This is a genomic window from Streptomyces atratus (genome assembly GCF_040655115.1).
Lineage (GTDB): Bacteria > Actinomycetota > Actinomycetes > Streptomycetales > Streptomycetaceae > Streptomyces > Streptomyces atratus_D.
Map to the genome: position 1 here is coordinate 18,035 of NZ_JBFAJH010000049.1, position 24,462 is coordinate 42,496.

Annotated in this window: 19 protein-coding genes and 3 pseudogenes; 11 read left to right on the top strand and 11 right to left on the bottom strand. The window is 68.2% G+C overall.

The window, feature by feature from the left end; genetic code table 11:
* On the top strand, positions 1-618 hold the full coding sequence (locus tag AB0I23_RS33515; protein ID WP_359115077.1) for a hypothetical protein: 618 nt from the start codon (positions 1-3) through the stop codon (positions 616-618).
* Between the two features lie 169 nt (positions 619-787).
* The gene (locus AB0I23_RS33520; RefSeq protein ID WP_359115079.1) at positions 788-1,381 is read left to right on the top strand and encodes a hypothetical protein; all 594 of its coding nucleotides are present in this window, start codon (positions 788-790) and stop codon (positions 1,379-1,381) included.
* 221 nt (positions 1,382-1,602) lie between these two features.
* On the opposite strand, the gene AB0I23_RS33525 is transcribed toward AB0I23_RS33520, so the two are convergent.
* The 9 genes and pseudogenes from AB0I23_RS33525 to eccB all read right to left on the bottom strand — a co-directional run bounded on the left by AB0I23_RS33525 (position 1,603) and on the right by eccB (position 10,042).
* Positions 1,603-1,839: a DUF397 domain-containing protein gene (locus tag AB0I23_RS33525; RefSeq protein ID WP_359115082.1), complete on the bottom strand. Its 237-nt coding sequence runs from the start codon at positions 1,837-1,839 to the stop codon at positions 1,603-1,605.
* 11 nt (positions 1,840-1,850) lie between these two features.
* Positions 1,851-1,979 (bottom strand): annotated as a pseudogene (locus AB0I23_RS33530) (transcriptional regulator); the annotation flags it as partial.
* Positions 1,970-2,557: pseudogene (locus AB0I23_RS33535) on the bottom strand (Scr1 family TA system antitoxin-like transcriptional regulator); the annotation flags it as partial. The pseudogenes AB0I23_RS33535 and AB0I23_RS33530, both read right to left, overlap by 10 nt.
* A 240-nt stretch (positions 2,558-2,797) precedes the next feature.
* A complete protein-coding gene (locus AB0I23_RS33540; RefSeq protein WP_359115084.1) occupies positions 2,798-3,100 on the bottom strand; it encodes a WXG100 family type VII secretion target in 303 nt (100 codons plus the stop codon).
* A 64-nt stretch (positions 3,101-3,164) separates the two neighbouring features.
* Positions 3,165-3,524 (bottom strand): WXG100 family type VII secretion target, encoded by a 360-nt coding sequence (locus tag AB0I23_RS33545; RefSeq protein WP_359115087.1) that lies wholly within the window; start codon positions 3,522-3,524, stop codon positions 3,165-3,167.
* A gap of 79 nt (positions 3,525-3,603) precedes the next feature.
* The gene (locus AB0I23_RS33550; protein ID WP_359115090.1) at positions 3,604-4,857 is read right to left on the bottom strand and encodes a S8 family serine peptidase; all 1,254 of its coding nucleotides are present in this window, start codon (positions 4,855-4,857) and stop codon (positions 3,604-3,606) included.
* Positions 4,858-6,609: 1,752 nt separating this feature from the next.
* Entirely contained in the window at positions 6,610-7,071 is a 462-nt protein-coding gene (locus tag AB0I23_RS33555; protein ID WP_359115160.1) for a hypothetical protein, read from the bottom strand.
* 167 nt (positions 7,072-7,238) lie between these two features.
* On the bottom strand, positions 7,239-8,498 hold the full coding sequence (gene mycP, locus AB0I23_RS33560; protein ID WP_359115096.1) for a type VII secretion-associated serine protease mycosin: 1,260 nt from the start codon (positions 8,496-8,498) through the stop codon (positions 7,239-7,241).
* Between the two features lie 11 nt (positions 8,499-8,509).
* Positions 8,510-10,042, bottom strand: coding sequence for a type VII secretion protein EccB (gene eccB, locus AB0I23_RS33565; RefSeq protein ID WP_359115099.1), 1,533 nt, complete (start codon positions 10,040-10,042; stop codon positions 8,510-8,512).
* 184 nt (positions 10,043-10,226) lie between these two features.
* Here eccB and eccE point away from each other — a divergent pair, with 184 nt between their 5' ends.
* From eccE to AB0I23_RS33610, 9 genes are all read left to right on the top strand, one after another.
* Entirely contained in the window at positions 10,227-11,567 is a 1,341-nt protein-coding gene (gene eccE / locus AB0I23_RS33570) for a type VII secretion protein EccE (RefSeq protein ID WP_359115102.1), read from the top strand.
* A complete protein-coding gene (locus AB0I23_RS33575) occupies positions 11,564-12,274 on the top strand; it encodes a hypothetical protein (RefSeq protein WP_359115104.1) in 711 nt (236 codons plus the stop codon). The genes eccE and AB0I23_RS33575 overlap by 4 nt, the downstream gene beginning before the upstream one ends.
* 84 nt (positions 12,275-12,358) lie before the next feature.
* Entirely contained in the window at positions 12,359-12,592 is a 234-nt protein-coding gene (locus AB0I23_RS33580; RefSeq protein WP_351276327.1) for a DUF397 domain-containing protein, read from the top strand.
* Positions 12,593-12,928: 336 nt separating this feature from the next.
* The gene (locus AB0I23_RS33585) at positions 12,929-15,514 is read left to right on the top strand and encodes an SCO5717 family growth-regulating ATPase (protein WP_359115107.1); all 2,586 of its coding nucleotides are present in this window, start codon (positions 12,929-12,931) and stop codon (positions 15,512-15,514) included.
* Between the two features lie 197 nt (positions 15,515-15,711).
* The gene (locus AB0I23_RS33590; RefSeq protein WP_359115109.1) at positions 15,712-17,589 is read left to right on the top strand and encodes an ABC transporter substrate-binding protein; all 1,878 of its coding nucleotides are present in this window, start codon (positions 15,712-15,714) and stop codon (positions 17,587-17,589) included.
* A gap of 95 nt (positions 17,590-17,684) precedes the next feature.
* Positions 17,685-18,767, top strand: a complete 1,083-nt coding sequence (locus AB0I23_RS33595) for an ABC transporter permease (protein ID WP_359115111.1) — start codon at positions 17,685-17,687, stop codon at positions 18,765-18,767.
* On the top strand, positions 18,764-19,699 hold the full coding sequence (locus tag AB0I23_RS33600) for an ABC transporter permease (protein WP_359115114.1): 936 nt from the start codon (positions 18,764-18,766) through the stop codon (positions 19,697-19,699). Before AB0I23_RS33595 ends, AB0I23_RS33600 begins: the two co-directional genes overlap by 4 nt.
* Positions 19,696-20,724, top strand: coding sequence for an ABC transporter ATP-binding protein (locus AB0I23_RS33605; protein WP_359115116.1), 1,029 nt, complete (start codon positions 19,696-19,698; stop codon positions 20,722-20,724). Before AB0I23_RS33600 ends, AB0I23_RS33605 begins: the two co-directional genes overlap by 4 nt.
* Complete coding sequence (locus AB0I23_RS33610) at positions 20,721-21,716, top strand: ABC transporter ATP-binding protein (protein ID WP_359115119.1); 996 nt, start codon at positions 20,721-20,723, stop codon at positions 21,714-21,716. Before AB0I23_RS33605 ends, AB0I23_RS33610 begins: the two co-directional genes overlap by 4 nt.
* A gap of 74 nt (positions 21,717-21,790) precedes the next feature.
* On the opposite strand, the gene AB0I23_RS33615 is transcribed toward AB0I23_RS33610, so the two are convergent.
* Both AB0I23_RS33615 and AB0I23_RS33620 read right to left on the bottom strand, forming a co-directional pair.
* Complete coding sequence (locus tag AB0I23_RS33615; RefSeq protein WP_359115122.1) at positions 21,791-22,744, bottom strand: bifunctional riboflavin kinase/FAD synthetase; 954 nt, start codon at positions 22,742-22,744, stop codon at positions 21,791-21,793.
* A 506-nt stretch (positions 22,745-23,250) separates the two neighbouring features.
* Positions 23,251-24,246: pseudogene (locus tag AB0I23_RS33620) on the bottom strand (serine protease); the annotation flags it as partial.
* Positions 24,247-24,462 lie beyond the last annotated feature (216 nt).

Consider the following 24,462-nt stretch of genomic DNA (forward strand, 5'->3'; position numbering starts at 1 on the left):
ATGAAGAAGAACAAGGTACGGATTCTCGCGACAGCTGTGGTGACTGCTGCCGTTTTGGCGGTCGGCGCCGCCTACCTCCTGGGCGCCCCACCTTTCAAGCGCACCGGGACCACCGAGGCAGGAGAGGCGTGCAAGAACCTCGGCTCTCCAGAGAAAGTCATCCCAGCCATCAGGGAAATAGCTCCACCAAAGCCGGATTATTCGTTCATCGAACAGGAAAACCAGGGACTGGACACCTACTTTTCCGGCTGCTCCGTCCGGGCAGAAGAGGTAGATTTCCTCGTCACCAGAACCGAGTTCACCATGCTGGGAAACAGCACCTTCGACACCTGGGTGAATGGACCGGCGAGCAAGATGGTCGACACAGAGGACCCGAAGAACTTCGAAAGATTCGGCACCGATACATGGGGGGTGGCATCGAAGAGCAAGGCAGCCGTAGTTGTCCCTTGCTTCCCCAAAGGAGAACAGAGTCTCACCACCGTTGTACTACTGAGGGATTCGGCGGAGCCCGATAGAGCGAAAGACCGATACCGCCAGGAGCTGATTGACATAGTCAGCAGCTCGGCCGCGTTCGCCCACAAGGATGCCGGTTGCACCATCCCTTTCAAAATGGACTGAGAAAATTGATCTGAAACCCAAATGAGGTCTGGCGGATCCCTTCTTCATTTTTCGAGACATGGGGTGAGGGTACGAAGTCAATGAGTTTTGGCGCGGGCTTTGCCATGACAGCTGTGGAGGTACCAGGCGTGAGGCTCAGGCCAGAGAGAATGGGAAGTCATTGACAGCGATGGTCACACTCATATTTGTGCTGGTTGCCGTGCTCGTCGCCATGGGCTGCCTCAAGGCGGCCCGGGTCCGTGGATGGCGCCGGTCCTTCAACCCTTCGGCGCCCGAACTTCCCGATTCCGCCTTCGTCGTCGGTCGCGTCCTTCTCTTCGGGATGGCGGGCATCGGCGTCTATACGGCCTTCCAGTCCATGGCCGTCTCCGCCGACGCGGAGTGGAGCGATGACGAACTGACCAGTGCGGTCAGCCAGGCCACGACAGCGTTGGACGGCGCTTCCCGCTTCGGCGACATCTTCGGTGACGACAGCAGCTTCGATGACGAGTACGCGAGGATGATCGAGGAGGAGGTCGTCGAACACGGCGGCGGTGGCGCCCCGCAGACCGGCGTGGACGCCGCCTCCTCAGACACGAACAAGGCCTCCGATGCCCGCTACACGGTCAGTGCCTCCGGCGCGGCCGCGGCATTCTGCGTGCACGTCGAACGGATCAGGTCGAAGGACGACGACTGGGAACCCCCCGGCGTGGCGGGCGGCGCCGGGACGGTGACCGTTCCGAGTTACAAGTTCGCGGTGACAAGCCGCGAGGGCGAGTGCTGAGCGGTCCTTTCGCAGCGTCGCCTCCAGCACTGTCAGGCGGAGGCCTTACCGCCGCTCTCTTTGGAGCGGGGAAATCCGGACGAGACGCCCCCACTTGTGAGGGTCAGGGGCGCAAGTGCGGAACTGCCTGAACACTGCTCGAGCATGCTCCAACGTCAGCACCAGTCCGGGTACGGGTACGGGGCATACCCCCACACGCGCTGCGGTCATGGACCCGTTCCTTACCGATCCCAGGTCGAGGTGTTCCGCAGTCGCCCGGCCCCTCCCCTCACGCCGGTCAGCCGGTCAGTTTTGATCGATGTGAGCAGTGCGGACAGGCCGACACCACTGGTGACGAGCATCACATCCGGCTCGTCGCTCTCTCGCAACCGGAACGTCCCGTCAGGCGCGCCGGCGACATTGACGCAGTTCGCTCCTTCGGTGCTGTAAGAGGACTTCTGCCAGTTGTACTCGGACATGGAATGGCCTCTCAGATACTTTTGACGATCTGCCGGATGAAGTCCCGGCTCTGCACGGGGCTGAGCGCGCAGCCCTCCATGCGGCCCAGGACTGATCTGTAGCGTCGAAGCTGCGCCTCGGCGTCGAGGAAATCGCAGCGTGATCGGAGTCCAGCACAACAGTGTCCAACTGTGGGACCCGTCCGGCGACGTAGGTGATCGGCTGACCAGCGGCTGGGAAGTCCTCGCGATCGAAGGGAATCACCTGGATCGTGACGTTGCACTGGTCCATCATCGCGGCCATGTGAAGCAGTTGGGCTCGCGTGATCTCGGGCCCACCGAACCGCATGCGCAGCGCTGCTTCATGGACGATAGCGGTGTAGGGAGTCGCGTACTCCCCGAAGAGCACTGCTTGGCGCTTGACTCGAAACGAGGCACGGTGCTCGACCTCATCGGGCCGCAGCTGCGGAACACTTTGTCCGCCCTCCTCCCCCAGCGACCCTCCTGACCGATTCACCGACGAGATCCGCGCCCTCGTCGAAGCCACCGCACCCCGCCTCTTCGCCGTGGTAGAGCAGTTCGAAACCGACAGCGGCGAGCCTGACGCCCGTGTCGCCGCGTGGGGCGTCGCACACGACGACGGGAGCGCCCAGGTCACCGCTGTGGACGGCGGGTTCCGGATGTCGCTGCGCACTCCCGACCGTGCGACCCAGCTGATTTCCCTGCACCCGGGAAGCATCGGATGCCTGGTGTGGCCGGAACCAACCACCCTAATTACGCCCGCGAGTTGATATAGATCAACTTTTTCGCCCCGTACCTGCTGAGCCTCCGAGACGGGGATGGGGCTGCTCAGGGGTCCGGTGACAGCACCCCCGCCTGGTGGCCGGGGCGCTGCTCTGTGCTCGGCTTGGTGTTCGGGACACAGGTCAGGGTGGGCACCTCCCGTGCGTGCCCACCCTGACCTGTTTTCTGCCGAGTTCTACTCGAAGTTGGCCCTCGCCCGCTTGTCGCCGGCGTGGTAAGCGGTACCAGCTTCGCGCACCTTGCGGGAGATCTCGCTCAGGGCGGTGTGAATCGCCGTGGCGTCGGCGTCCCAGCCGCGCTGAGCGGTGTCATAGGCACTCTTGGCTTCGCCCACCCAGAGCTCGGACACATTGGCGATCATCCGCTTGATGGACGCAAGGTCCTCTTGGAGCTGCTTGCTCTGCCGGTCAATGGCACCGGCTGCGAGATCCAGGCTCGAGTAAGTGACAACCATCGTGCCGTCGTTGTTGTTCGGCATGCGGTCCTCCCGTGTTATCTAGGTTTGGTGTGAAGGCCTCGTACGTGGTGCAGGCGCGGCAAGGTCAGAAGTTGTTGAGGTTTGAGGTCCTGGCCTCCGCGGTCGCGTCACCCGAGTAACCGCCGACGACGTCGACGCCCTGGAGCGCCTGCCTGACTTCGTCTTCGGTGTTGCCCGAAATGGTTCGCGCCGCCTTGATGGCCTCCTGGTAATTGAGGAGCCGATGGGCGATGCTGACCATCTTCCGGTTGATCTCTTCCTGCTTCGTGTTGAAGGCGCCGGCGCCGATGCCCTTCCAGGCGCCTTCCAGGCTGTCGATCGTCGCCTGCAGCGTCTTCAGCTGGCCCTTCACGGAGTCGAACCGCGTGGAGAGCTCACCCTCCAGCTTGAGGAGAGCGGCATCTGAGAGCTTTTGATCAGCCATGGTTTCGGCTTCCTTCCTGGTGCTCTTATTCGGTCCGGCTCTACTCGCCGGTGGGTACGGGTGAAGACCCTACGAACAGTCAGGCCTTACGGCGCTTACGGACGAGCGTGAAGGCTCCGCCGCCGAGCAGGATTACCGCTGCCGCTCCGCCGATGATCAGGCCCAGTTGACTGTTGTCGTCCTTCTCAGTGCTGGAGCCTGCCATGGCAGCGTCGTCAGCCTTCTCATTCTTGTCGGGCTGTGACGAAGCTGATGCGGACGGGGCAGGTGAGGCCGAAGAGCCGGACGTCTTTTCCTTGGTGAGAGGGCTGATGTCCGGGGCGCCGGGGTTGCCCTTACCCTTGAGGATGTTCATGGAGGGGCGGATCAGGCCGTGGCCGAGGTACTTACTGAGCGTGCCCTTCTCCCAGTCACGGCTAGCGGTGTCGAAGAGAACGTTGAGGACCTGGTTCGCGGTCCAGTCGGGGTGGGCGGACCACACCAAGGCTGCGGAGGCAGAAGCGATGGCGGTGGCTGGGCTGGTGCCATTGCCATCGCAATACCTCTGGAAGGTCTCATCACACCAGCGCGGTATGTCACTACCAGGAGCAGCGATGTCGGCAATCTGACCGTACTGAGAATATTCGGCAACCTTGCCGTTCCGGTCTGCTGCAGCTACTCCGATGACTTGGGGATATGCTGCCGGATACTCTTCCTTGTTTCCGCTCTGTGCCCCATTGCCGACCGACGCAAAGAACAGCTTCCCCTTATCTTGCGCGTACTGGACAGCATCTCGTTCCCCTTGCGTGGGAAACTCACTGCCAAACGACATGCTGATGATTTTTGCACCACTGTCCGCCGCAGCTCGGATAGCGTCCTCGGAGTCATACGCATTCACTGAATGCTGATTCTGAAACTCCGTATCGGTGATCCGCATCGGGATGATCTTCGCGCCCGGGGCAAGGCCTCGCAGCCCCCCACCCTTGCCCGTTCCGGCAATCAACTCAGCCATGGTTGTGCCATGTCCGCGGTAGTCGTCGTACTCATCGCCGTCGGCTCCTGTAGCGTCAAACCCCTTCAGGACCTGTCCCTTCAGGGACGGCGTCGACGGGTTGACACCGGAGTCGATGACAGCAACCTTGATACCTGCGCCCGTGGTGACCTTCCACATCTCCTCCGCCTGCATGGCGCTGAGGTACCACTGCTTCGATTGCACGTCTGCGGCCATCGCAGAGGGGACAACCCCCGCAAATCCCGCACTCCATGCAGCGACCACGGCCACCGTGCCAAGCAGACGTCCTCGCAATCCGACAGGCATACGGCACTTCCGGGTCTGGCTCATTCCTGCTGTCATCCTGACTTCCGAACCTTCCCTGTACCTACTCGATCACCGGCGGTGCGACTCCACGCCGTCCGGCCTCCCACGTCTCTCTGTCGTCCGTCAGGTAATCCGGCCGCGAGGTGCCGCCGTTCTGGTCCTCGTCGTCAGAGTCCCGTCGGCCTGCGGGCCCACGTACGAGGCCCGCGCCCCCAGCCGTGAAGCCTCTTGCCCCCGAGCCGGATCCGGCAGCACCACGAGGCGTACCCACGACGCCGTTCGAACTGGGAGTTCCCCGCCCACCAGGACGAGTCACGCTGTTCGTTCCGCCGGCTCCGATCACTCCCCGCTGTCCGGCGCCGCTGACCGAGCCGCCGGATTGCGCTGGTCCCCCGGCTCCGATAACCGTTCCGCGCGAAACACCACGAGCTCCCCCAGACGTACCTGGGCCCGGAACGGTGCGCTGCGGAGTCCCACCTACGATGCCGCTTGCCCGCCCAGTACGCGGACCAGGAGACTTGGAGGTACCGGCATGGCCTCCTGCCATGGGCCTGGCGCCAGTCACACCAGACCGACCAGCAGCGGGTGGCTGGCTCCCGCTCCCACCAGGGCGCCCAGACGTGCCTGAGCCCGAGCCACCGCCCATGGGACCCGAACGCCCAATCGGAGCTCCGGTGCGCCCATTCGCCGCAGGCGCGCTGCGCATGGGGCCGCTGTTTCCGGGCTGCCCGATTGCTCTGGGCAAACCAGTTGATGCCGTGTACCGCCGCGAGCTGCCTGTCACGGGGTTCACAAAGCCATCCGCCATGGGCGGAGTCGAGCTTGTACTCGGGCTCGTAGGATTTGTAGCCGACGGCATGGGGGACGTGTCGGAAACTGACACGGGGGCCGGTGGCACGGCCACACTGTCGATCTCCGTCGAGGTGCTTGTGTCCAGCGCAGGTGCAGTTCCGAGTGCATCGATTGCAGCTCGATTGCTGGTGCCGCCAGAAGTGCCTGTGTCAGCCGTGGCAGCACGCTCTGAGCCTCCCCGTGGCATGCTGTTGCCCATTGCCTCGGAGCCCACGGAAGAGGCGCCGGGTTCGTCATTCTCCCTGAGACCCCCCGGCCGCGGCATCGCAACATCAAGCTGCTTGTCGAACCGCGGCGGCTCCTGCGCCGCCAGCGTCTCCTCCGAAACCGAGTAGTACGACGCGAGTCGGTTCGCCTGGTTGATGGCCTCCTGGCGGTCCTTCTCGACCTTGACCGCCGCGGCGTACTCCGGGTTGCCCTCGATCCGCTTCGGTGCCTCGATCTCGTCGGGGGACTTGCGACTGAGACGGCTGTCACGGGGCGGGAGTGAGTTGCGTACCGAGGCGAGGCCTGTCCCCGCGACCATGATCTGCGTGCCGGCCGCCTGCGCGAACTCACCCAGCTTGTAGGCATGGGCGACCAAGCCGTTGCCCCAGTCACGGAAGGCAGTGCCGGACTCGCCCTCCCAGTCGACAGCCGCGATGAAGTCGCCCAGGTCCTTCGAGGCGTCGTTGATCGCGGTCCTTGCCTTCAAAAGCGCCTGGCCCGCCTCCTCGAGGTGCTCCGGGTTGGAGTTCTCGATCAAGTCGATCATCGCGTTGAGCTCATGGCCCTCGAACGAGGTCCGTCCCGAGGAGCCGGAGCTCCCGAGGCCGAATACCTCCAGGACGCCCTGGAGCTGCCGGTTGGCGTCCGTGACGAGCAGCTGGCCCTGGACGCGTTCCTGATCCTGCTGCTGCTGTTCCTGCGGAGTCAGTTCCGGCTTCTTCGATTCGCTCATTCGGCTGCCCACCCCGAGTCGCTCTGCTTGTCAGCGTTCTGCTCAGGCTTGTCGGCCTTCTCGGCCTGCGCCCTCTCGCGCTCAGCGTCCAAACGCACCTGGATCTCGTAGAACCGCCGCCGCACGTCGTCGTCCACGTTGTCGAAGCCGACGGCCGCCGCGTGCACGCCGAGGCTCAGGTATTCGATCTGGTCGCCGAGCGACTTGGAGAGCGAGACGAGTTCCTCGTGGACTCGGTTGTACTGCGTGTACAGCCCGTCCGCCTCTGCGAAGCACGCATTCTGACCACTCAAGGCAGCGCGCGACACCGTCTGCGCCGCGATCTTCGACTTACCGGCTGCCGAACCCTCGAGCTCCGCAAGGAGTGTATTGACACGCCCCCTGAACTTCTCCAGCGCGCCAACACCACGCCGGAGGTCGCCCGAGCCCCCCTCGCCACCACCTGGACCGGTCACGATCCGCCCCCTCCCCGACTCCCCGTTCGCTCAGACTGCCACTCGTTGCTATCGCACCCGCGTGAACAAGTCTGGCCTCATTCCATAAACTCTAGCCACTGGCTACGAGAGGACCAACTCACTTGCCCATCACGTAACTTCCGCAGACCGTTTCCCAGTTGACGGCCTCGTCAAGCGTGGCCCACTCTTCCCGGGCGCCCGGCCCGTCGTCGCATGTCGCGCACGGCCACGGCCGCACCCGCTATGGCGGCGACCAGTACGCCCCCACCCACCATGACGTAGGTCGCCAGGCGGGCGTTGCGTTCGTCCGCCGTCTCGCCCAGGTGGAGGGCGGCCGGGACCGGTGCTGCGCCCTTGCTCACGCCCTCGTGCGCCACCGGGTGTTCGATGGGTTTGTCGTCCTCGGTCAGGGCGCGCACCGGGTCGATGACGCCCCAGCCGACCAGGCGGTCGTGACCCGCGACCGAGCGTTCCGCCGTCTGCTGGATCTGGGCGACGATCTGTTTCTGCGTCCAGCCTTGGTGCTTGGCCTTGATGAGGGCGGCGACTCCTGCGACGTACGGGGCCGAGAAGCTGGTGCCGTTGTCGGCGCAGTGTCCTCCGCCGGGCACCGTCGAGATCATGTCCACGCCGGGGGCGGCCACACCCACGAACTCGCCGGACTGGGAGAAGGCGGCCCGTTCGTTGTTGCGGTCCGACGAGGCCACTGCCAGGACACCGTCGTACGAGGCCGGGTAGGTCTCCTTGACGTTTCCGCCCAGCCCGTCGTTGCCCGCCGAGGCGACGATCACGATCTCCTTGGCCAGAGCAGCGTCAACCGCTTGCTTGAGGACGGGCGCGGGCTTCACCGCGTTGGCCGTGTCCTGGGAGATGTTGATGACGTCCGCGTCGGCGACGTCGGCTGCGTAGCGGATGGAGGCCGCCAGCGATTCGGCCGTTCCGTGGCCCTCGGCGTCGTTCTGCTGGATCGGGATGATCGTCGCGTCCGGAGCCAGGCCGGTGAAGCCGGTGCCCTTCACCTCTCGCGCGGCGATGATTCCGGCGACCTTGGTGCCGTGGCCGACCACGTCGGTGGTGCCGTTCTCCTTGCCGCGGTCGATCTTGGTGCCGTTGTCGTCCTTGAGGTTCTTCGGCAGGAAGTTGCGGCCACTCCCGGTGTCCACGGCCTTGGTGAGCTGAGGGTTCTTGACGTCGACGCCGGTGTCGATGACGGCCACCCGTACGCCCTTGCCGGTGGACTGCTTCCACAGCTCGTCCATCAGAACGCGCTGCAGTGCCCAGGGACGGCCCGCGTACTTCTTCGAAGGGAAGGTGCACTGGGTGGAATCATCCGCGGCCGCGGGCAGTACGGGCAGCGTGACGAAGAGGACGGCGGTGGCAGCCGCGGCTGTCAGCAGGCGCCGGGGGCGAGGAGAGGGGTGCGTCGTCACGTGGTCGCTCCTCACGAACCCTGCGGCTGGCGGGCGGCGCCGGTCGACAGACGCGGTCCCGTCGGCAGGAACGTGGACCAGGCAGCCGGAATGGGCGCGGGATCGACGTCCTTGTACCCCAGCCGGTTCTGCGCCTGCTGTGCCTCCTGCTGACGCTGCTCCCTCTCCTCCTTCGTGCCGGATTCACCGATGCCGGAATCGTCCTGGACGCTGTCGCCGTTGGACTGCATGGCGTAGCGCAGACCGGTGTCGGTCACCAGGAAGAGAGGCCCGGAGTCGGCGCTGGACCCCTTGAACTGCCGGAAGAGCTGGCCGGATCCAGGGGTCACATAGGCGCTGCTGGATCCGGTGGGGAGCGTGGCGGGGAAGCTCGTGCCCGCCCAGGTGCTGAGTGTGGTGGTGCCGTTCTTCGCGGCGACGTCGCGCAGGACGTTGCACACGGTGTTGCGGCTTCCCTTCGCCGTGCTCGCGGAGTTGACGGGCGTCAACTCGCTCGTGGGCCAGTCCCTCTCCTGCCCGAACGCCTCACCGGGCTCGAACGCTCCGGCGCTGACGTGCTTCGCCTTGCCGTCCTGGTCGAGGTTGACCAGGGCGCGGCTGCTGAGCAGGAGTTTGGCGACGAAGTCCGATACCGGGGCGACCCTGCCCGGCAGGACCACGTACTGCTGGGTCCTGGTACCGGAGGTCGCCGCGAGGACCATGCCCACCTTGTTCGCGTCGGGCTGCAGCTTTCCCGGGACACCCGCGTCGGCGCCGGGAATTCCCTCTATGGTCGGGAAGGTGATCTCGTCCCCGGTGTGCAGCGTGGCGAGCCAGGGGGCGGACACCCGCTGGGGGACGCGGTCCTGGCCGACGAGGGTGCGCAGCAGCAGCTCGCCCTTCTGCACCGCGTACGCCTTGCCCGTGGCGTCCACGATGTAGCGGGTCCTGTCCGGTCCCGGCCCCTCGACGTACATCAGTTCACCGCCGTGCAGCCGGCCTGTGCCCTCGGTCTTCTTCTGCTCGCGCTCCGCGAAGACGAACGCGGCCTTCTGGATGGCCCTGCCGCCCTCACCGGGCCGCTCGCAGACCGCCCAGCGCTTCGTGGAGCCGGCTTCGCGGTTGTCGGGCAGCCGGTCGGGGGCGTACGGGATGCCAAGGGTGGCGCCGTGCGGGATCTTGCCGCTGTCGAGGACCGATTCGTCGACGTTGATGACCTTGCCCTTGTCCGGGGCGAGGAGGAGTTTGGCGCTGGACATGTTCAGCACCGGGTGGAGCTGTTTCTTGCCGTCGGTCTTCAACACGACATATCGAGTGGTGGATTTGCTGGCGATGATGACGTTCTCGTAGGGGGTGTCCCACTTCTGGGGTGCCACGGGCTTGAACATCCCCCAGGCTCCGAAGACCGCCAGGACGACCGCGCCGACGATCGCGCCGGGCATCACCGCACGCAGGGGGCGCGGCGCACCCTCCTCCGAGCCGGACGGGTTGGGCTGCAGGAACTGTGCGATCAACCTCCGCTTCGCGAAGGTGTAGGCATTGAGTTCGTCCCGCCGTGATGCCATGTGCGCGCTGCCCCTTCTCCCCAGTGGGCGACCAGGTTCCCACACCCGCCGTGAGCCTCTGCCGTCGACCAGGCCTCTCTACTATGCCTGTTGACACTTGGCTCTCACTGCTCAGGTAGGGTGATCGCCCGATCAACGCCCGTGAAAAAAACAGTAAATACGGACACGAGGGGGCAACGCGGCGATGGGTTCAGCGACGCGCGAGCGCACGAGGCGGTCTACCCGCCGAACGTCCGACCCTTCCCGGCGGCAACGCAGCAACGGGTCGGCCGACGCAGCTTCCCATCCGTCGGCGAACGCCCCTGCGGCAACCACTCTGCGCTCGATCTCCCGGACCGGTCGCGTCGGGCCCGCACTGCGGCAGATGGTGCTCGTCGAGACAGCCCTGGCGGTCGCCGTGGTGGGCGCCGCGCTCGGCGGTCCGTGGCTGGTGCCCGGCGTCGCGGTCGCCTGCCTGCTGATTCTTCTCGCGGTGGTACGTCGCCGGGGCCGTGCCGTACAGGACTGGCTGTCGACGCTGCTGTCCCTCCGCGATCGCAGGCGGACCGCTGCGGCGCCCCCCACGGAGACGGAGCCGCAGCTGGCGCCGGTGGCGGAGAGCGTGCCGGGATTCGCTCCGTACATCTATGTGGACCGGGACCGCCGCACGGTGGGCATGCTCGGGGACGGCACGTTTCTGACCGCTGTCGTACGGGTCGAGGCGAGCGGTGAATCGCTCCGTCAGGCGCTGGGTGCGCGGGCACTTCCGCTGTCCCTCCTGGGCGATGCCCTCACGGTGGACGACATCGTGCTGGAGTCCGCGCAGCTCGTGCAGCAGGTGCGCCCCGCTCCGGCGCCGCATCTGCCGGAGCGCTCGGTGGCCCGGCTCTCGTACGCCCCTCTCCAGGACCGGACCGGGGCGCCCGCGCTGCGGATGACCTGGGTGGCGTTGAAGCTGGATCCGCAGCTGTGCCGGGAGGCCGTGGAGGCACGCGGTGGCGGAATCGGAGGAGCTCAGCGCTGTCTGGTGCGGGTCGCGGACCACGTGGCGAGCCGGATCACCGGCGACGGGTTCCGGGCCGCGGTGCTGGACCAGGAGGAGCTGAACTCCGCCGTGGCGACGTCCGCGTGTGCCAACCCCATCCTGTCGGCGCGCGCCGGACGCCCGGATGCCGCGCCGCAGCGACGGACGATGGAGACACCACGGGTCTGGCGCTGCGACGACCGTTGGCACACCACCTACGCGGTGGACCGCTGGCCCGAGCTGGGCCGGGGAGCAACTCCGCTCCCGCGGCTCGTCTCGCTGCTGACCTCGGTCCCCGCGTATGCGACGACGTTCAGCCTGACGGTGCGCCGCGGCGCACACCAAGGCCACATGTCCGTACGCGGCCATGTACGGATCACCGGTGGCTCCGACACCGAACTCGTCGGGGTACGAAGGACATTGGAGCAAGCTGCCCGGCATGCGGAAGTCGGCCTCGTACGGCTGGATCGCGAACAGCTGCCGGGTGTCCTGGCGACGCTCCCGCTGGGAGGCGCACAGTGACGAAGCACATCGCTCCGAGGCGGGGACTGCTCGGCCCGCGTCACGCCGGCCACACCCTGGCGGCGGACCACCTGGGCGCGCTTTCGTTGCCGGTGGGGGACGACGGCGTGATCATCGGCGACGACGCCGAGGGACGCCCGCAGATGATCGGGTTCCACCGACCGGTGCCGTACGACGTCCTGTTGATCGGCGGACTGTGGACCGCGCAGGTGCTGGCACTGCGCGCTGCCGGTACCGGTGCGCGGGTAGCGGTCGAGACGGGGCGCACCCAGGCGTGGACCACGGTGGCACAGGCTGCGGGCGCCGGTCTCGAGTGCATCTCCCTCCATGACGTGGGCCGGGTTCCGCCGACAGGAGCGACCGTGGGCAGCCCGGTGGTGGTGGTGCGCGACTGCGGTATGCGTCCGCCGCGTGGCCGGGTGGTGTCCTCGCCGTGGCAGTCGGTGCTGACGCTGCTGCCCTATCTGAGCCCCGTGGCACCTCGGTTGCTGCGAGCTTCGACGCTCGTGGGCATTCAGCGGGTCTCGCCGGCCGAGGCGGAGCAGATCGGCAGGATTCTGGGGCTCGCGCGGGTCGAGAGCGAGGCCCTGCCCACTCTGGCGGACGGTGTCACGCTCTGGGTGGCGGGCCGCGAGCGCCACTGGGTGATGACCAGTGCGACGGACGTCGAGACCGGCTTGCTGGGCAATGCTCGCAGGATGGACTGAATCCTGTCTCGTTTGCACCCCGGACCCGCCGCTTTTCAGGATCATGGCGGGGGAACGACACAGTTCGATCGAAGGGACGTACTCATGGGCACCCAGCAGGAAAAGGACGAGCTCTACGCTCTCGACATCTCGGATGTGGAGTGGCTGAGCGCACCCGGTACCGAGAACGTCGAGGAACGAGTCGAGATCGCGCACCTCCCCGGGGGCGCGGTGGCCATGCGCTCTTCGCTGGATCCGGAGACCGTACTGCGGTACACGGAGGCCGAGTGGCGCGCGTTCGTGCTGGGCGCACGGGACGGTGAATTCGACCTCACGTAGGCAACAGCCCAGCGCGAGGGCGGCTGTCCGGACGACGCCGCCCTCTCACTACGCCCGGACACGTCCCGGTCTGTGACACACCGCCTGCTTCTTCGTTCACGTTCTGCCGTACTCGGTTCACTTGAGCGCTGCACGTGACCTGAGGGACAGTTACTGCTACGCGGTACGGCCTGCCGCGCTGAGCCCGATGGCGATTAGGGTGGGCCTGGGCGCGGCAGAGAAACCTGCGGGCAGGCACTGCGCGTCGCAAGGGGGAGAGCCGGGCGGATCGGACAACGGGAACGGTCGCCCCCACCCACCACGGCACAAGGGTGCTCGACCACACCAGGAGGCAAAGTGAACGGCGATCGGGACGAAATCCGAGAGGGCTGGAGCAGGCCCGTCGACGAGTCGTCCGACGCGGAGCCCGCCGAGATGACGGGTGAGTTCACCATCGACTACACCCCGCCCGCCTGGTACACGCAGAGCGCGTCGGGGGACTCGTCGGGCGGAGCCGGAACGCACCTGGCGCCGCCTCCGCCGCCCCATGGGGCGCCTGTGTCCGCGCCCGGACTGCCGGCCCGGGGCGGCTTCGAACCCGACTGGAACCCGGCGCCGCCCACGCCTGCGCCCGTTCCGCCTGTGGCACCTGCCGCCGCTGTGGCCCCTGTGGGTCAGACGTCTCCGGCCGCTTCCGCCGCAGCTCCTTCGTCCACCCCCGCGGAGGGCGCGGGGAACGGTGCCCCGGATCCGTTCGGGGGCGGCGATGTGGAGAGCGGCGCGACCATGCGGTTCTCACCCGCCGCGCTGAAGCGTGAGATCGCGGAGCGGGAGGCAGCTGCGGAGGGGGCACGGGTCGGGTCCGGTACCGGTTCCGAAGGCCCTGGCGGTGGCCCGGTCGGTACGGACACGAGTGGGACGGCCGAAGCCGCTTCCGTACCGTCGGATTCCGTCCGGTCCGAGCAAGGCGAGCAGGCCGGCCGGAGCGAAGCCGCACAGTCTTCCGACGCGGCAGCCGACAGCGGCACGGACTCCGTTGCCGAAGAGGCTCCGGGCGACGGCGCCGACGCCGACGCTCCGTCCGACGCGCCCGCCGACTCCGTGCCCACGGCTCCGGCTCCGGCTCCGGCGCCTCAGGACGCCATGCCGATCGCCGCGCCGACGCCGTGGACCCCGGCGCCGCCCGCTCAAGGCGGTCTGCCGCCGCTGCCGCCCGCATTCCAGCCCGCCGCTCCGCAGCCCAACGCGCCCCAGTCGGCGCCGCAGTGGCCCGCGACGGAGCCGGCTCCGGCGAGCGAGGCTCCCGGTGGTTACGGATTCCCGAACGCCGCACAGGCACCGCAGGCGCCCCAGTTCCCGCAGCCCGCACCGCAGCCGCCCGCTCAGGGAACACCGCCGCCGCAGGGCAGTTACGGATTCCCCCAGGCACCGCAGGCGCCCCAGTGGCCTGCGCAGCAGCAGGCGCCACAGGGTGGTTACGGATTCCCGCAGCAGCAACAGCCCCACCAGGCGCTCCAGCCGCCCCAGCCGCCGGTCCAGGGCGCTCCCCACCTGCCCGCGCCGATCACTCCGCAACCTCCCGCCCACCAGCAGATGCCGCAGCAACAGCCCCACCAGCAGCCGCCGCAGCAACTGCCGCAGCAGGGGCCGCCCGCCGATCCGCGGACCGGGGCGGCCTGGCCGTCGGCAGTCACGCACGACCAGCGCGAGCGGTCCGTACCGGGTGCTCCGCTCGGCTACACAGCGGCCGTCGAGCTCTCCTCCGACCGTCTGGTCCGTGGCAAGCAGAAGGCGAAGAGCAGCCGCACACCGTCCGCCGCATCCCGCTTCAAGCTGGGCAGCAAGAAGGAAGAGGTCGAGCGGCACCGCAAGCTCGACCTGATCCGTACACCCGTGCTGTCCTGCTACCGGATAGCAGTCATCAGCCTCAAGGGCGGCGTCGGCAAGACCACGACGACCACCGCGCTGGGCGCGACCCTGGCCACCGAGCGGCAGGACAAGATCCTCGCCATCGACGCCAACCCGGACGCCGGTACGCTCGGCCGCAGGGTGCGCCGCGAGACCGGGGCGACCATCCGTGACCTGGTCCAGGCGATCCCGTATCTCAACTCGTACATGGACATCCGCCGCTTCACCTCGCAGGCACCGTCCGGCCTGGAAATCATCGCCAACGACGTGGACCCGGCGGTCTCGACGACTTTCAACGACGAGGACTACCGGCGCGCGATCGACGTCCTCGGCAGGCAGTACCCGATCATCCTCACCGACTCGGGCACCGGTCTGCTCTACAGCGCGATGCGCGGAGTGCTGGATCTCGCCGACCAGTTGATCATCATCTCGACCCCGTCGGTCGACGGTGCGTCCAGCGCCTCCACCACGCTGGACTGGCTCTCGGCGCACGGGTACGCCGATCTGGTCCAACGGTCCATCACCGTCATCTCCGGGGTCCGCGAGACCGGCAAGATGATCAAAGTCGATGACATCGTGCAGCACTTCGAGACTCGCTGCCGGGGCGTGGTCGTCGTGCCGTTCGACGAGCATCTGTCGGCCGGTGCCGAGGTCGACCTCGACATGATGCGCCCGAAAACGCGTGAGGCGTACTTCAACCTCTCCGCGATGGTGGCCGAGGACTTCGCGCGCGCCCAGCAGCAGCAGGGGCTGTGGACCTCGAACGGCAGCAACCCGCCGCCGCAGTACGCTCCGCCGATGCCCGGACACCAGATGCCCGGACACCAGATGCCCGGTCAGCAGCAGTACGCACCGCAGCAACCGGGTCAGCCGTATCCGCCCCAGCAGCCCCAGGGCCCGGGACAGCCGTACCCGCCGCAGCAACCTTACGGCGGCCGGCAGCCCCAGCAGCCGTACCCGCCACAGCCGGGCCCCGGGCAGCAGAACGGCTGGCAGCAGCAGCCGCCACAGCCGCCGCCAGCGCCTCAGCAGTAAGGCGTCAGAGGTCTGAACCAATGAGGGCCCGCACCGTTTCCACGATGCGGGTCCTCTGCGCATTCCTGCAGCCCACACGCCATTTGGCACACCGTTGACGCGGCTCGACCACCGCTGATAAACCTTCGCTTCACCAGCTGGCGAACCAGAGATCAAACCGCCTTCTCCGTGCGAGTCATGACGCGAGGTCCCCGTCCATGGTCACAAGAGTCCCACCACCCTCCGCTCAGCCACGTTCACGTCTGCGTACCCTCCTGGCTTCCGGTGCCGCGGCCCTTGCCCTGGCCGCGGGGTCGATCGTCCCGGGGATGCCCCTCGGCGCCACCCCTCAGCAGGCGCAGGCCGCCGACAACGGCAAGACGACGCTGACCGTCGCGGTCGCGCAGAGCGTCGACTCGCTGAGCCCGTTCCTCGCTCAGCGGCTCATGAGCACCAGCGTCCACCGGCTCATGTACGACTTCCTCACCAACTACGACGCCAAGGACAACCACACGATCCCCGGCCTCGCCACCAAGTGGGAGCCGTCCGCGGACAAGTTGACCTGGACATACACCATTCGGTCCAACTCCAAGTGGTCGGACGGGCAGCAGGCCACCGCCGAGGACGCGGCGTGGACCTTCAACAAGATGATGACCGACGAAGGCGCCGCCACCGCGAACGGCAGCTTCGTCGCCAACTTCAAGAAGGTGACCGCGCCCAGCCCGGACAAGCTGGTCATCGAGCTCAAGGAACCGCAGGCCACCATGGCCGCGCTCGATGTACCGATCGTTCCCCAGCACGTCTGGGAGAAGGTCGGGGACTTCTCGAAGTTCAACAACGACACGAAGTTCCCCATCGTGGGGAACGGACCGTTCATCCTGACCGACTACAAGGTCGACCAGTATGTGAAGCTCAAGGCCAACAAGGACTTCTGGCGCGGTGCGCCCAAGTTCGACGAGCTGGTCTTCAAGACGTACAAGGACCAGGACGCCGCGGTCGCCGCGCTGCGCAAGGGTGAGGTGTCGTTCGTCGCGGGCGCTCCCGCGCTGACGCCCGCCCAGGCCGCGTCCCTCAAGGGCGACAAGAACATCAAGGTCAACGAGGGTCCGGGCCGCCGCTTCTTCGCACTGGCGACCAACCCGGGCGCGCAGACCAAGGACGGCAAGAAGTTCGGCAACGGCAACAAGGCCCTGCTCGATCAGAAGGTGCGTCAGGCACTCTTCCTGTCGGTCGACCGCAAGACCATCATCGACAAGGTCTTCCAGGGGCACGCCGTCGAGGGCCAGGGCTACATCCCGCCGCGCTACGGGGACTACTTCTGGCAGCCGTCCGACAGCCAGAATCTGGCGTACGACCCGGCCCGGGCGGCCAAGCTGCTCGACCAGGCGGGCTACAAGCTCAAGGGCGACCAGCGTGTCGGCAAGGACGGCAAGCCGCTCGACCTGCGCATCCTGTGCCACGCCACGGACCCCAACGACAAGGCGATCGGCAAGTACCTCAAGGAGTGGTGGGGCAAGCTCGGCATCGGGCTGAAGGTGGACTGCCTCGACGACGTCTCCGTGCCCTGGTACGCCGGTGAGTACGACCTCGCGTTCGACGGCTGGTCCGTCAACCCGGACCCGGACTTCGTCCTCGGCATCCACACCTGCTCCGCCCTGCCCGCCAAGGCCAAGGAGAGCGCCGCCACGGACAACTTCATCTGCGACAAGACGTACGACGAGCTGTACAAGAAGCAGCTCGCCGAGTACGACCCGGCCAAGCGGGCGGACACCGTCAAGCAGATGGAGTCGTGGTTGTACGACTCCGGGTACATGAACATCATCGCGTACCCGAACGCGGTCGAGGCGTACCGGACGGACCAGATCAAGTCCATCACCACCATGCCCGAGGCGGCCGGCAACATCTACGGCCAGGACGGGTACTGGAGTTGGTGGTCGGCCGTTCCGGCGGCCGACGGCAAGAGCGGTTCGGGCAGTGACAGCGGTGGCAACTCCACCGGTGTCGTCATCGGCATCGTCGTCGCCGTGGTGGTGCTCGCCGGTGGCGGGTTCCTCATCACGCGTCGCCGCCGCACCACGGCGGAGGACCGCGAATAATCACGCGGACGGGATGAGAGGGACCGGCGGCACGGGGTCGCGACACCCCCCCTGCCGGTCCCTCCACGTGCAGCACGAGTAGCGAGAGTTCCCTCATGACAGCTGACAGCACTCCGGCGCTCGTGCGGAACGCGGATGCGGACACCGACGGCCCGGCTCCGGCCGGGCCGTCGGCCGCCCGCGGCCCACGGGCGCGCAACACCAAGGCCTATCTCCAGTACGTGGCAGCCAAGATCGCGGGAGCGGTCGTCTCGCTGTTCGCCGTTCTGGTCACCAGCTTCTTCCTCTTCCGGCTCATCCCCAGCGACCCTGTGAAGCAGATGACCGGCGGCCGCCGCGTCTCCGCCGAGCAGCTGGAGTCGCTCAGACATCAGTTCGGCCTCGACCAGCCGCTCTGGAAGCAGTTCACGAGTTACGTGGGCGACGCGCTGACCGGGGACTTCGGTACCTCGTTCCAGTTCCACGCCCCCGTCATCGACAAGATCTCCGAGGCGCTCCCGGCGACGTTGCTGCTCACCGGCACGGCGTACGTCCTGTACACGGCGCTCGGCATCTGGCTGGGCACCCGTACCGCCTGGCGCAACGGCTCCCGCAGCGACCGCTTCAACACCGCGTTCGCGCTCACCCTCTACTCGGTGCCGTCGTTCTGGCTCGGTCTCCTGCTCATCATCGTCTTCTCGGTGGGCATCGGCCCGATCCCCGGCATGTTCCCGACGGGGGGCCTGGAGTCGGGCGGGGAGACCGGCTTCGCGTACGTCATCGATGTCGCCCATCACCTGGTCCTTCCGGTGATCACACTGGTCGCGGTCGGCTATGCGCAGACGCTTCTCGTGATGCGTTCCTCGCTCCTCGACGAGATGGGCAGCGACTATCTGACGACGGCCCGCGCAAAGGGGCTCCGTGACGACGTCGTACGGCGCAAGCACGCCGTCCCTAACGCGATGCTGCCGACATTCACGCTGATGTTCGTGAATCTGGGGCAAGTGGTGGCGGGCCAGATCCTGGTCGAGACAGTGTTCTCCTGGCCAGGTCTGGGCGGTCTCTTCTACCAGGGGCTGAGCGTTCCCGACCTTCCCCTCGTCCAAGGACTGTTCTTCGTCTTCGCCACTGCGGTGATCCTGGCGAACACCCTCGCCGACGTGCTGTATCCGCTGCTCGATCCCCGGGTGGGCCGATGACGACCGAACCATTGCCCGTGCAGAACGAGGCGGGCGTGACCACGAACCCGCGCGCCCTCGCCCGGGCCCGTAAGCGCCAGTCCGTGGCCCGCTTCTGGCGGGAGTACCGCACGCACCGGGGTGGCCTGTGGGGGCTGGCCGGGCTCGTCCTGATCGCGCTGATCGCCGTGTTCGCGCCCACGCTGGCCGGCCCCGACTCGCAGAGCGTCACCGCCGCACCGGGCGGCGCCCTCGAATCACCCAGCGGAGAATTCCCGCTCGGTACCGACCAGTTCGGACGCAGCGTCCTGGCACTCCTGGTGTGGGGCGCGCGCGTCTCGCTCACCGTGGGGCTGCTCGCCGCGTTCCTGTGCGTGGCGATCGGCACGATCGTCGGGATCGTCGCGGGCCACTTCCACGGCTGGTACTCGACGGTTCTGATGCGCGTCACCGACTGGTTCCTGGTGATGCCGACCCTGGTTCTCGCGATCGCGCTCGCCACCGTGATGGACCGCTCCATCTGGACGATCATCATCGCGATCGGCGTCACGACCTGGCCGACCACGGCCCGGCTCGTCCGCGCCCAGACGCTCGCCGTGGAGTCACGCCCGTACATCGAGCGCGCCCGCGCGCTGGGCGGCGGGCACGGGCACATCATGACCCGTCATGTGCTGCCGAACGTGATGCCGCTGGTGCTCGCACAGACCACGCTCGTGATCTCCAGCGCGATCCTCACCGAGGCCACGCTCGCCTTCCTCGGCCTCGGCGACCCGACCGTCACCTCCTGGGGCGGCATGCTCCAGGACGCACGCGAGGCGGGCGCGGTGAGCGCGGGCGACTGGTGGTACCTGGCACCGCCCGGTGTCGCCATCGCCCTGGTGGCCCTGTCGTTCACTCTGTGCGGCCGCGCGATCGAGTCCGTCCTCAACCCCAGGCTGGGGGTGGCCCGTTGAACACACCGAGCACACAGAAAGCGCCCCTGCTGGACGTGCGCGACCTCTCGGTCACGTACGCCGGCGGTGCCCGCGCGGTCCGTGGCGTGAACCTCACCGTCGACGCCGGCCAGAAGCTCGGCATCGCCGGGGAGTCGGGCTGCGGCAAGTCCACGCTGGCGCTGGCACTGTTGCGGCTGCTGCCCGCCGGGACGAAGGTCTCCGGCCAGATCCTGCTGAACGGCGAGGACGTCCTCACCATGAAGTGGGGCCAGGTCAGGGCCGTGCGCTGGGCAGGCGCCTCGATCGTGTTCCAGGGCGCGATGCATTCGCTGAATGCCGTGCACCGCATCGGGGAACAGATCGCCGAGCCGATCCTGCTGCACAGGAAGGCCACGCCGTCAGGGGCGAAGAAGAAGGTCGGCGAACTCCTGGAGCAGGTGGGGCTGCCGGCCGCCCGGGCCGACGCCTATCCGCACGAGCTCTCCGGCGGGCAGCGGCAGCGCGTGATGATCGCGATGGCGCTCGCCTGCGACCCAGGTCTGATCATCGCCGACGAGCCGACGACCGCCCTCGATGTGATGATCCAGGCGCAGATCCTGCGCCTGATCGAGCAGCTGGTGTCCGAAGAGGACCTGGGTCTGATCATGATCAGCCATGACCTGGCCGTGCTCTCCGACACCTGCGACCGGCTCGCGGTGATGTATGCGGGCCGGGTCGTGGAGGAGGGCCCGGCGTCCGCGGTCTACGAGGACGCTCACCATCCGTACAGCAAGGCCCTGTCCGGCGCGTTCCCGCGCATCGGGGACCCCGCGTCCCGGTTCGCGCCCCGCGGGCTGCCCGGCGATCCGCCGGACCCGTCGGCGCTGCCCGCCGGCTGCACGTTCCACCCGCGCTGTCCGGTGGCGCTGGACTCCTGCACCACGCAGGACCAGGAGCTGCGGGAGTCCGATGCCCTGCGGCGGGCCGCCTGTGTGCTGGTGGAGCCGGGGGCGGCCGGCGCCGCGCCCCGGCAGGGTGCCGAGGAAGCAAGGAGCACAACATGACCACCCCCACTCCCCTGCTCAGCGCGGAGGATCTGAAGGTCGCCTTCCCCGGCCGACGCGGAGCCGCGACAGCGCGCGCGGTGGACGGTGTCGACCTGGACATCCGGCCCGGCGAGATCGTCGCGCTGGTCGGCGAGTCCGGGTGCGGCAAGACGACGCTGGCGCGCTCCCTGCTGGGGCTCGTCCCTCCGACGTCCGGCCGGGTCACGTTCGGCGGCACGCCGCTCGACTACTCGGGCCGCGCCCTGAAGGCGTACCGCAAGCGGGTCCAGCTGGTACTGCAGGACCCCAGCGGCTCACTCAACCCGCGGCACACGGTGTACGACGCGGTCGCGGAAGGCCTGCGAATCCACGGGTACGCGCGTGACGAGCGGACGGCGGTCGCGGACGCGCTGTCGCGGGCGGGGCTGCGGCCTCCCGAGCGGTTCTTCCTGCGCTATCCGCACGAGCTGTCGGGCGGTCAGCGCCAGCGCGTCGTGATCGCGGGCGCCCTCGTCCTGGAACCGGAACTCATCGTGGCCGACGAACCCGTGGCCTCGCTCGACGCCTCGGTGCGCGGCGAGATCCTGGCCCTGCTGCTGCGGCTGAGGGAGGAACTGGGACTGTCCGCGCTGGTGGTCACGCACGACCTGGGGCTGGCGTGGAACATCGCCGACCGGGTCGCGGTGATGTATCTCGGCCGGATCGTGGAGACGGGCGATGTCGAGCAGATCCTCACGGCTCCGCAGCATCCGTACACCCAGGCACTGCTGTCGGTGCTGCCGGAGGCCGAGGGCGATCCGGTGATCCTCACCGGCGAGCCGCCGGACCCGTCGAAGGTGCCGTCCGGCTGCCGGTTCCATGCCCGCTGTCAGGTCCTCGCGTCGGGCGAGGCCGAGCGGGCGGGGGTGGCGGATGCCTGCCGTACGAAGGATCTTCCCGTGCTCGCGGGCGGCGGGGAGACGCAGGTGGCGTGCCACTGGGCGCACGCGATGGCCGGCGTGGAGGTGTAGGCCGACCCGTGCCCGGTACGCCTCCGGCCGGGACCGCTGTCCGCGGTCCCGGCCGGAGGCGTACCCGAGGAAGGTCAGCCGCGGTCGTGCGCCGCGATCAGCTCGCCGGCCCGCTTCACATCGGCGGCCATCGCCACCAGCAGGTCGTCTATCGAGTCGAACTTCTTCATCCCGCGGACGTACGCGAGGAAGTCGACGGAGACATGGAGCCCGTACAGATCAAGACCGACGCGGTCGATCGCGTACGCCTCGACCGTCCGCTCCATGCCGTCGAACTGCGGGTTCATGCCGACCGAGATCGCGGCGGGCATCGCCTCGTCGTCCACGTTCAGCCAGCCCGCGTACACGCCGTCGGCAGGGATCGCGGTGTGCGGCAGGGTCTCCACGTTCGCCGTCGGGAAGCCCAGCTCACGGCCGCGCTGAGCGCCGCGGACGACGATGCCCTCGACCCGGTGCGGGCGGCCCAGGACCTCGGCGGCGCCCGCCACATCGCCCTCGGCGACGAGCCTGCGGGTGAGGGTGGAGGAGAACGGCTCGCCGCCGCCCGCCTCGCCGCTCAGAACCAGATCGTTGACCTCGACGCCGTAGTCGTACGTCGCACCGAACTCGCTGAGCAGCTGCACATTCCCCGCTGCCCTGTGACCGAAACGGAAGTTGGGCCCCTCGATGACGAGCTGCGCATGCAACTTGTCGACCAGCACCTTCACGATGAAGTCGGCAGGTGCCAGCTTCGAGAACTCGGTGGTGAACGGCAGGATCAGCAGCGCGTCCACGCCCAGCTCGGCCATCAGCTCCGCCCGCCGGTGGTGCGGGGCGAGCAGCGGCGGGTGGCTGCCGGGCCGTACGACCTCGCTGGGGTGCGGGTCGAAGGTCACGACGACCGACGGCACGCCGAGCTCGCGCGCCCGGTCGACTGCTCTGCCGATGATCAACTGGTGCCCGCGGTGCACCCCGTCGTAGGAGCCGATGGTGACGACGCTGCGTCCCCAGTCCTGGGGGATGTCCTCCAAGCCACGCCAGCGCTGCACTCTGACCGCTCCTCGCCCGAACCTGTGTACGTGGGTGTACCTCTTATGCAGGTCTAAGACTGCCATGCCCGCGACCTGCGGCCTGCATCGGCATCGGCATCGCGGTGGACACCGCCTCCACGGTCCGCCGCGCGCGGGGGCCGATGACCGCCGCCCATTCCCGCGTGGCATCGGCCGGCCACCCGGTGATCAGCCGTACCTCGAGGTGGCACGGCTGCTCGCGGGGCGCATCGTCCGGCGCTCGGTTCTGGCGGCGGCTGCGGCTGCGGCTGCGGCTGCCCGAGGCGGACCGGATCGATCTGCCGCGGCGGCTGCCGGTCCATCGCCTCGATCAGATCGGTGAGCCGGCGGGCGAACGCGGCGGAGCCCTGTCGGCGGCCCAGGAGCAGGAGCGCCTGGACACCGGGCCGATCCCATGACGCGGTACGGGCAGGGTGCGGGGCTCCCGCGACGCCGCCGGAACTGTTCGTTCCGCACTGGGCAGTGCCCGACGACTGCCGGGCCGGGAGGAGCGGGCTTCCCGAGTCCGTGGCGAGCCGTGCCACTCGCTCGGGGGTGGCGGTCGCCATGTCCCCCCTGCCCCGGCCGCGCTGACGATCCACCCGGCCTGTCCGGGCGTACGGGCGATCGCGTCGGCCACCGAGGTGTCCTCGGCCAGCAGGTCGGCGCTGCGCGGCCAGACGGTGAGGGCGGGGTCGGAGCGGCGGGCGGCGAGTTCGGCGGTGCGGCCGGTACCCGGCAGTCCGACCAGGCCGAGGACGACGTCGGGACGCTCCCCGGCGGCCGTGAACGCCGTGAACTCCGCAGTGGTGTGCGGGCGTTCGACCGGGTCGGGCCAGGCGCTGGGGCCGCCCGCCGAACCGATCGACATCGCGGTGAGCTGCAGGGCGCCCGCAAGGTTGAGGTCATGCCCGTACCCGGGGACGCGCGTCGCGTTGCGCCGCAGCAGGGCACCCAGCGGCCCTTCACCCCCGGCCGCGAGCGGCACCGCGAATCCGGCGGCAGCGTGTGCGGCGCGCAGGGCGGTGCCGAGCATCGCGAAGACGGCGCCGGTCTCCGGATCGAGCACGGGTCCGCCGATGGCCGCGCCGCGCAGCCGCAGCGCGTCACTGCCGTCCGTGCCGAGCGCCAGCTCCAGGGCGGCGCCGACCCGGTGCGCACGACCGGCCGCGCCGTACGTCACCGGCACCACGCCCAGCACCCGCGCCTCCCGCCACCCATGGACGGCGATACGTACGTACCGGGCTCGATCCGCTCCCGCGGGACGATCGGCGGCTCCACACCGAGTACATCGAGCCCCCGGTGCGCACCGGTGCGAGGTCCAGCTCGGGAAGCGCGGTGATCGCCTCGGCCCCCACGGAGCGGCTCCGGTCGCCTGTTCCGTACAGGACAAGTCGGGCGATCCCGTCGACCGCTTCATGACCGGTCACGACCGTGCCGCAGTCGTCCGCGACGAACCCGGTTTCCCGCACCCGGCCGGCCGGATCGCAGATACGTACCAGCGTTGACCGGCCTCTCCATGGTCCGACGCGAGGTCGGCGATGATCGGCGCGAGAGCCACTCGGAGAAAAAGCGCCCCCAAGTGCACCCCGAGTCACTCCGAGCGCCTGCCCGTTCAGGTGAATCGGCGAGTTCCGGTGGACAGACACCACAGGGGGATCGTGGAGCGGGCACGGGGGCTGCCCGCTCCACGAGGGGAATCCGGATCCGCGACCGGC

Excerpts from the sequence above, each read along its gene's own strand:
- AB0I23_RS33610 (WP_359115119.1), top strand. The coding sequence starts at position 20,721 with ATGACCACCCCCACTCCCCTGCTCAGCGCGGAGGATCTGAAGGTCGCC.
- AB0I23_RS33580 (WP_351276327.1), top strand. The coding sequence starts at position 12,359 with ATGGGCACCCAGCAGGAAAAGGACGAGCTCTACGCTCTCGACATCTCG.
- AB0I23_RS33515 (WP_359115077.1), top strand. The coding sequence starts at position 1 with ATGAAGAAGAACAAGGTACGGATTCTCGCGACAGCTGTGGTGACTGCT.
- AB0I23_RS33595 (WP_359115111.1), top strand. The coding sequence starts at position 17,685 with ATGACAGCTGACAGCACTCCGGCGCTCGTGCGGAACGCGGATGCGGAC.
- AB0I23_RS33590 (WP_359115109.1), top strand. The coding sequence starts at position 15,712 with ATGGTCACAAGAGTCCCACCACCCTCCGCTCAGCCACGTTCACGTCTG.
- AB0I23_RS33540 (WP_359115084.1), bottom strand. The coding sequence starts at position 3,100 with ATGCCGAACAACAACGACGGCACGATGGTTGTCACTTACTCGAGCCTG.
- eccB (WP_359115099.1), bottom strand. The coding sequence starts at position 10,042 with ATGGCATCACGGCGGGACGAACTCAATGCCTACACCTTCGCGAAGCGG.
- eccE (WP_359115102.1), top strand. The coding sequence starts at position 10,227 with ATGGGTTCAGCGACGCGCGAGCGCACGAGGCGGTCTACCCGCCGAACG.
- AB0I23_RS33525 (WP_359115082.1), bottom strand. The coding sequence starts at position 1,839 with ATGTCCGAGTACAACTGGCAGAAGTCCTCTTACAGCACCGAAGGAGCG.
- AB0I23_RS33600 (WP_359115114.1), top strand. The coding sequence starts at position 18,764 with ATGACGACCGAACCATTGCCCGTGCAGAACGAGGCGGGCGTGACCACG.
- AB0I23_RS33520 (WP_359115079.1), top strand. The coding sequence starts at position 788 with ATGGTCACACTCATATTTGTGCTGGTTGCCGTGCTCGTCGCCATGGGC.
- AB0I23_RS33545 (WP_359115087.1), bottom strand. The coding sequence starts at position 3,524 with ATGGCTGATCAAAAGCTCTCAGATGCCGCTCTCCTCAAGCTGGAGGGT.
- AB0I23_RS33550 (WP_359115090.1), bottom strand. The coding sequence starts at position 4,857 with ATGACAGCAGGAATGAGCCAGACCCGGAAGTGCCGTATGCCTGTCGGA.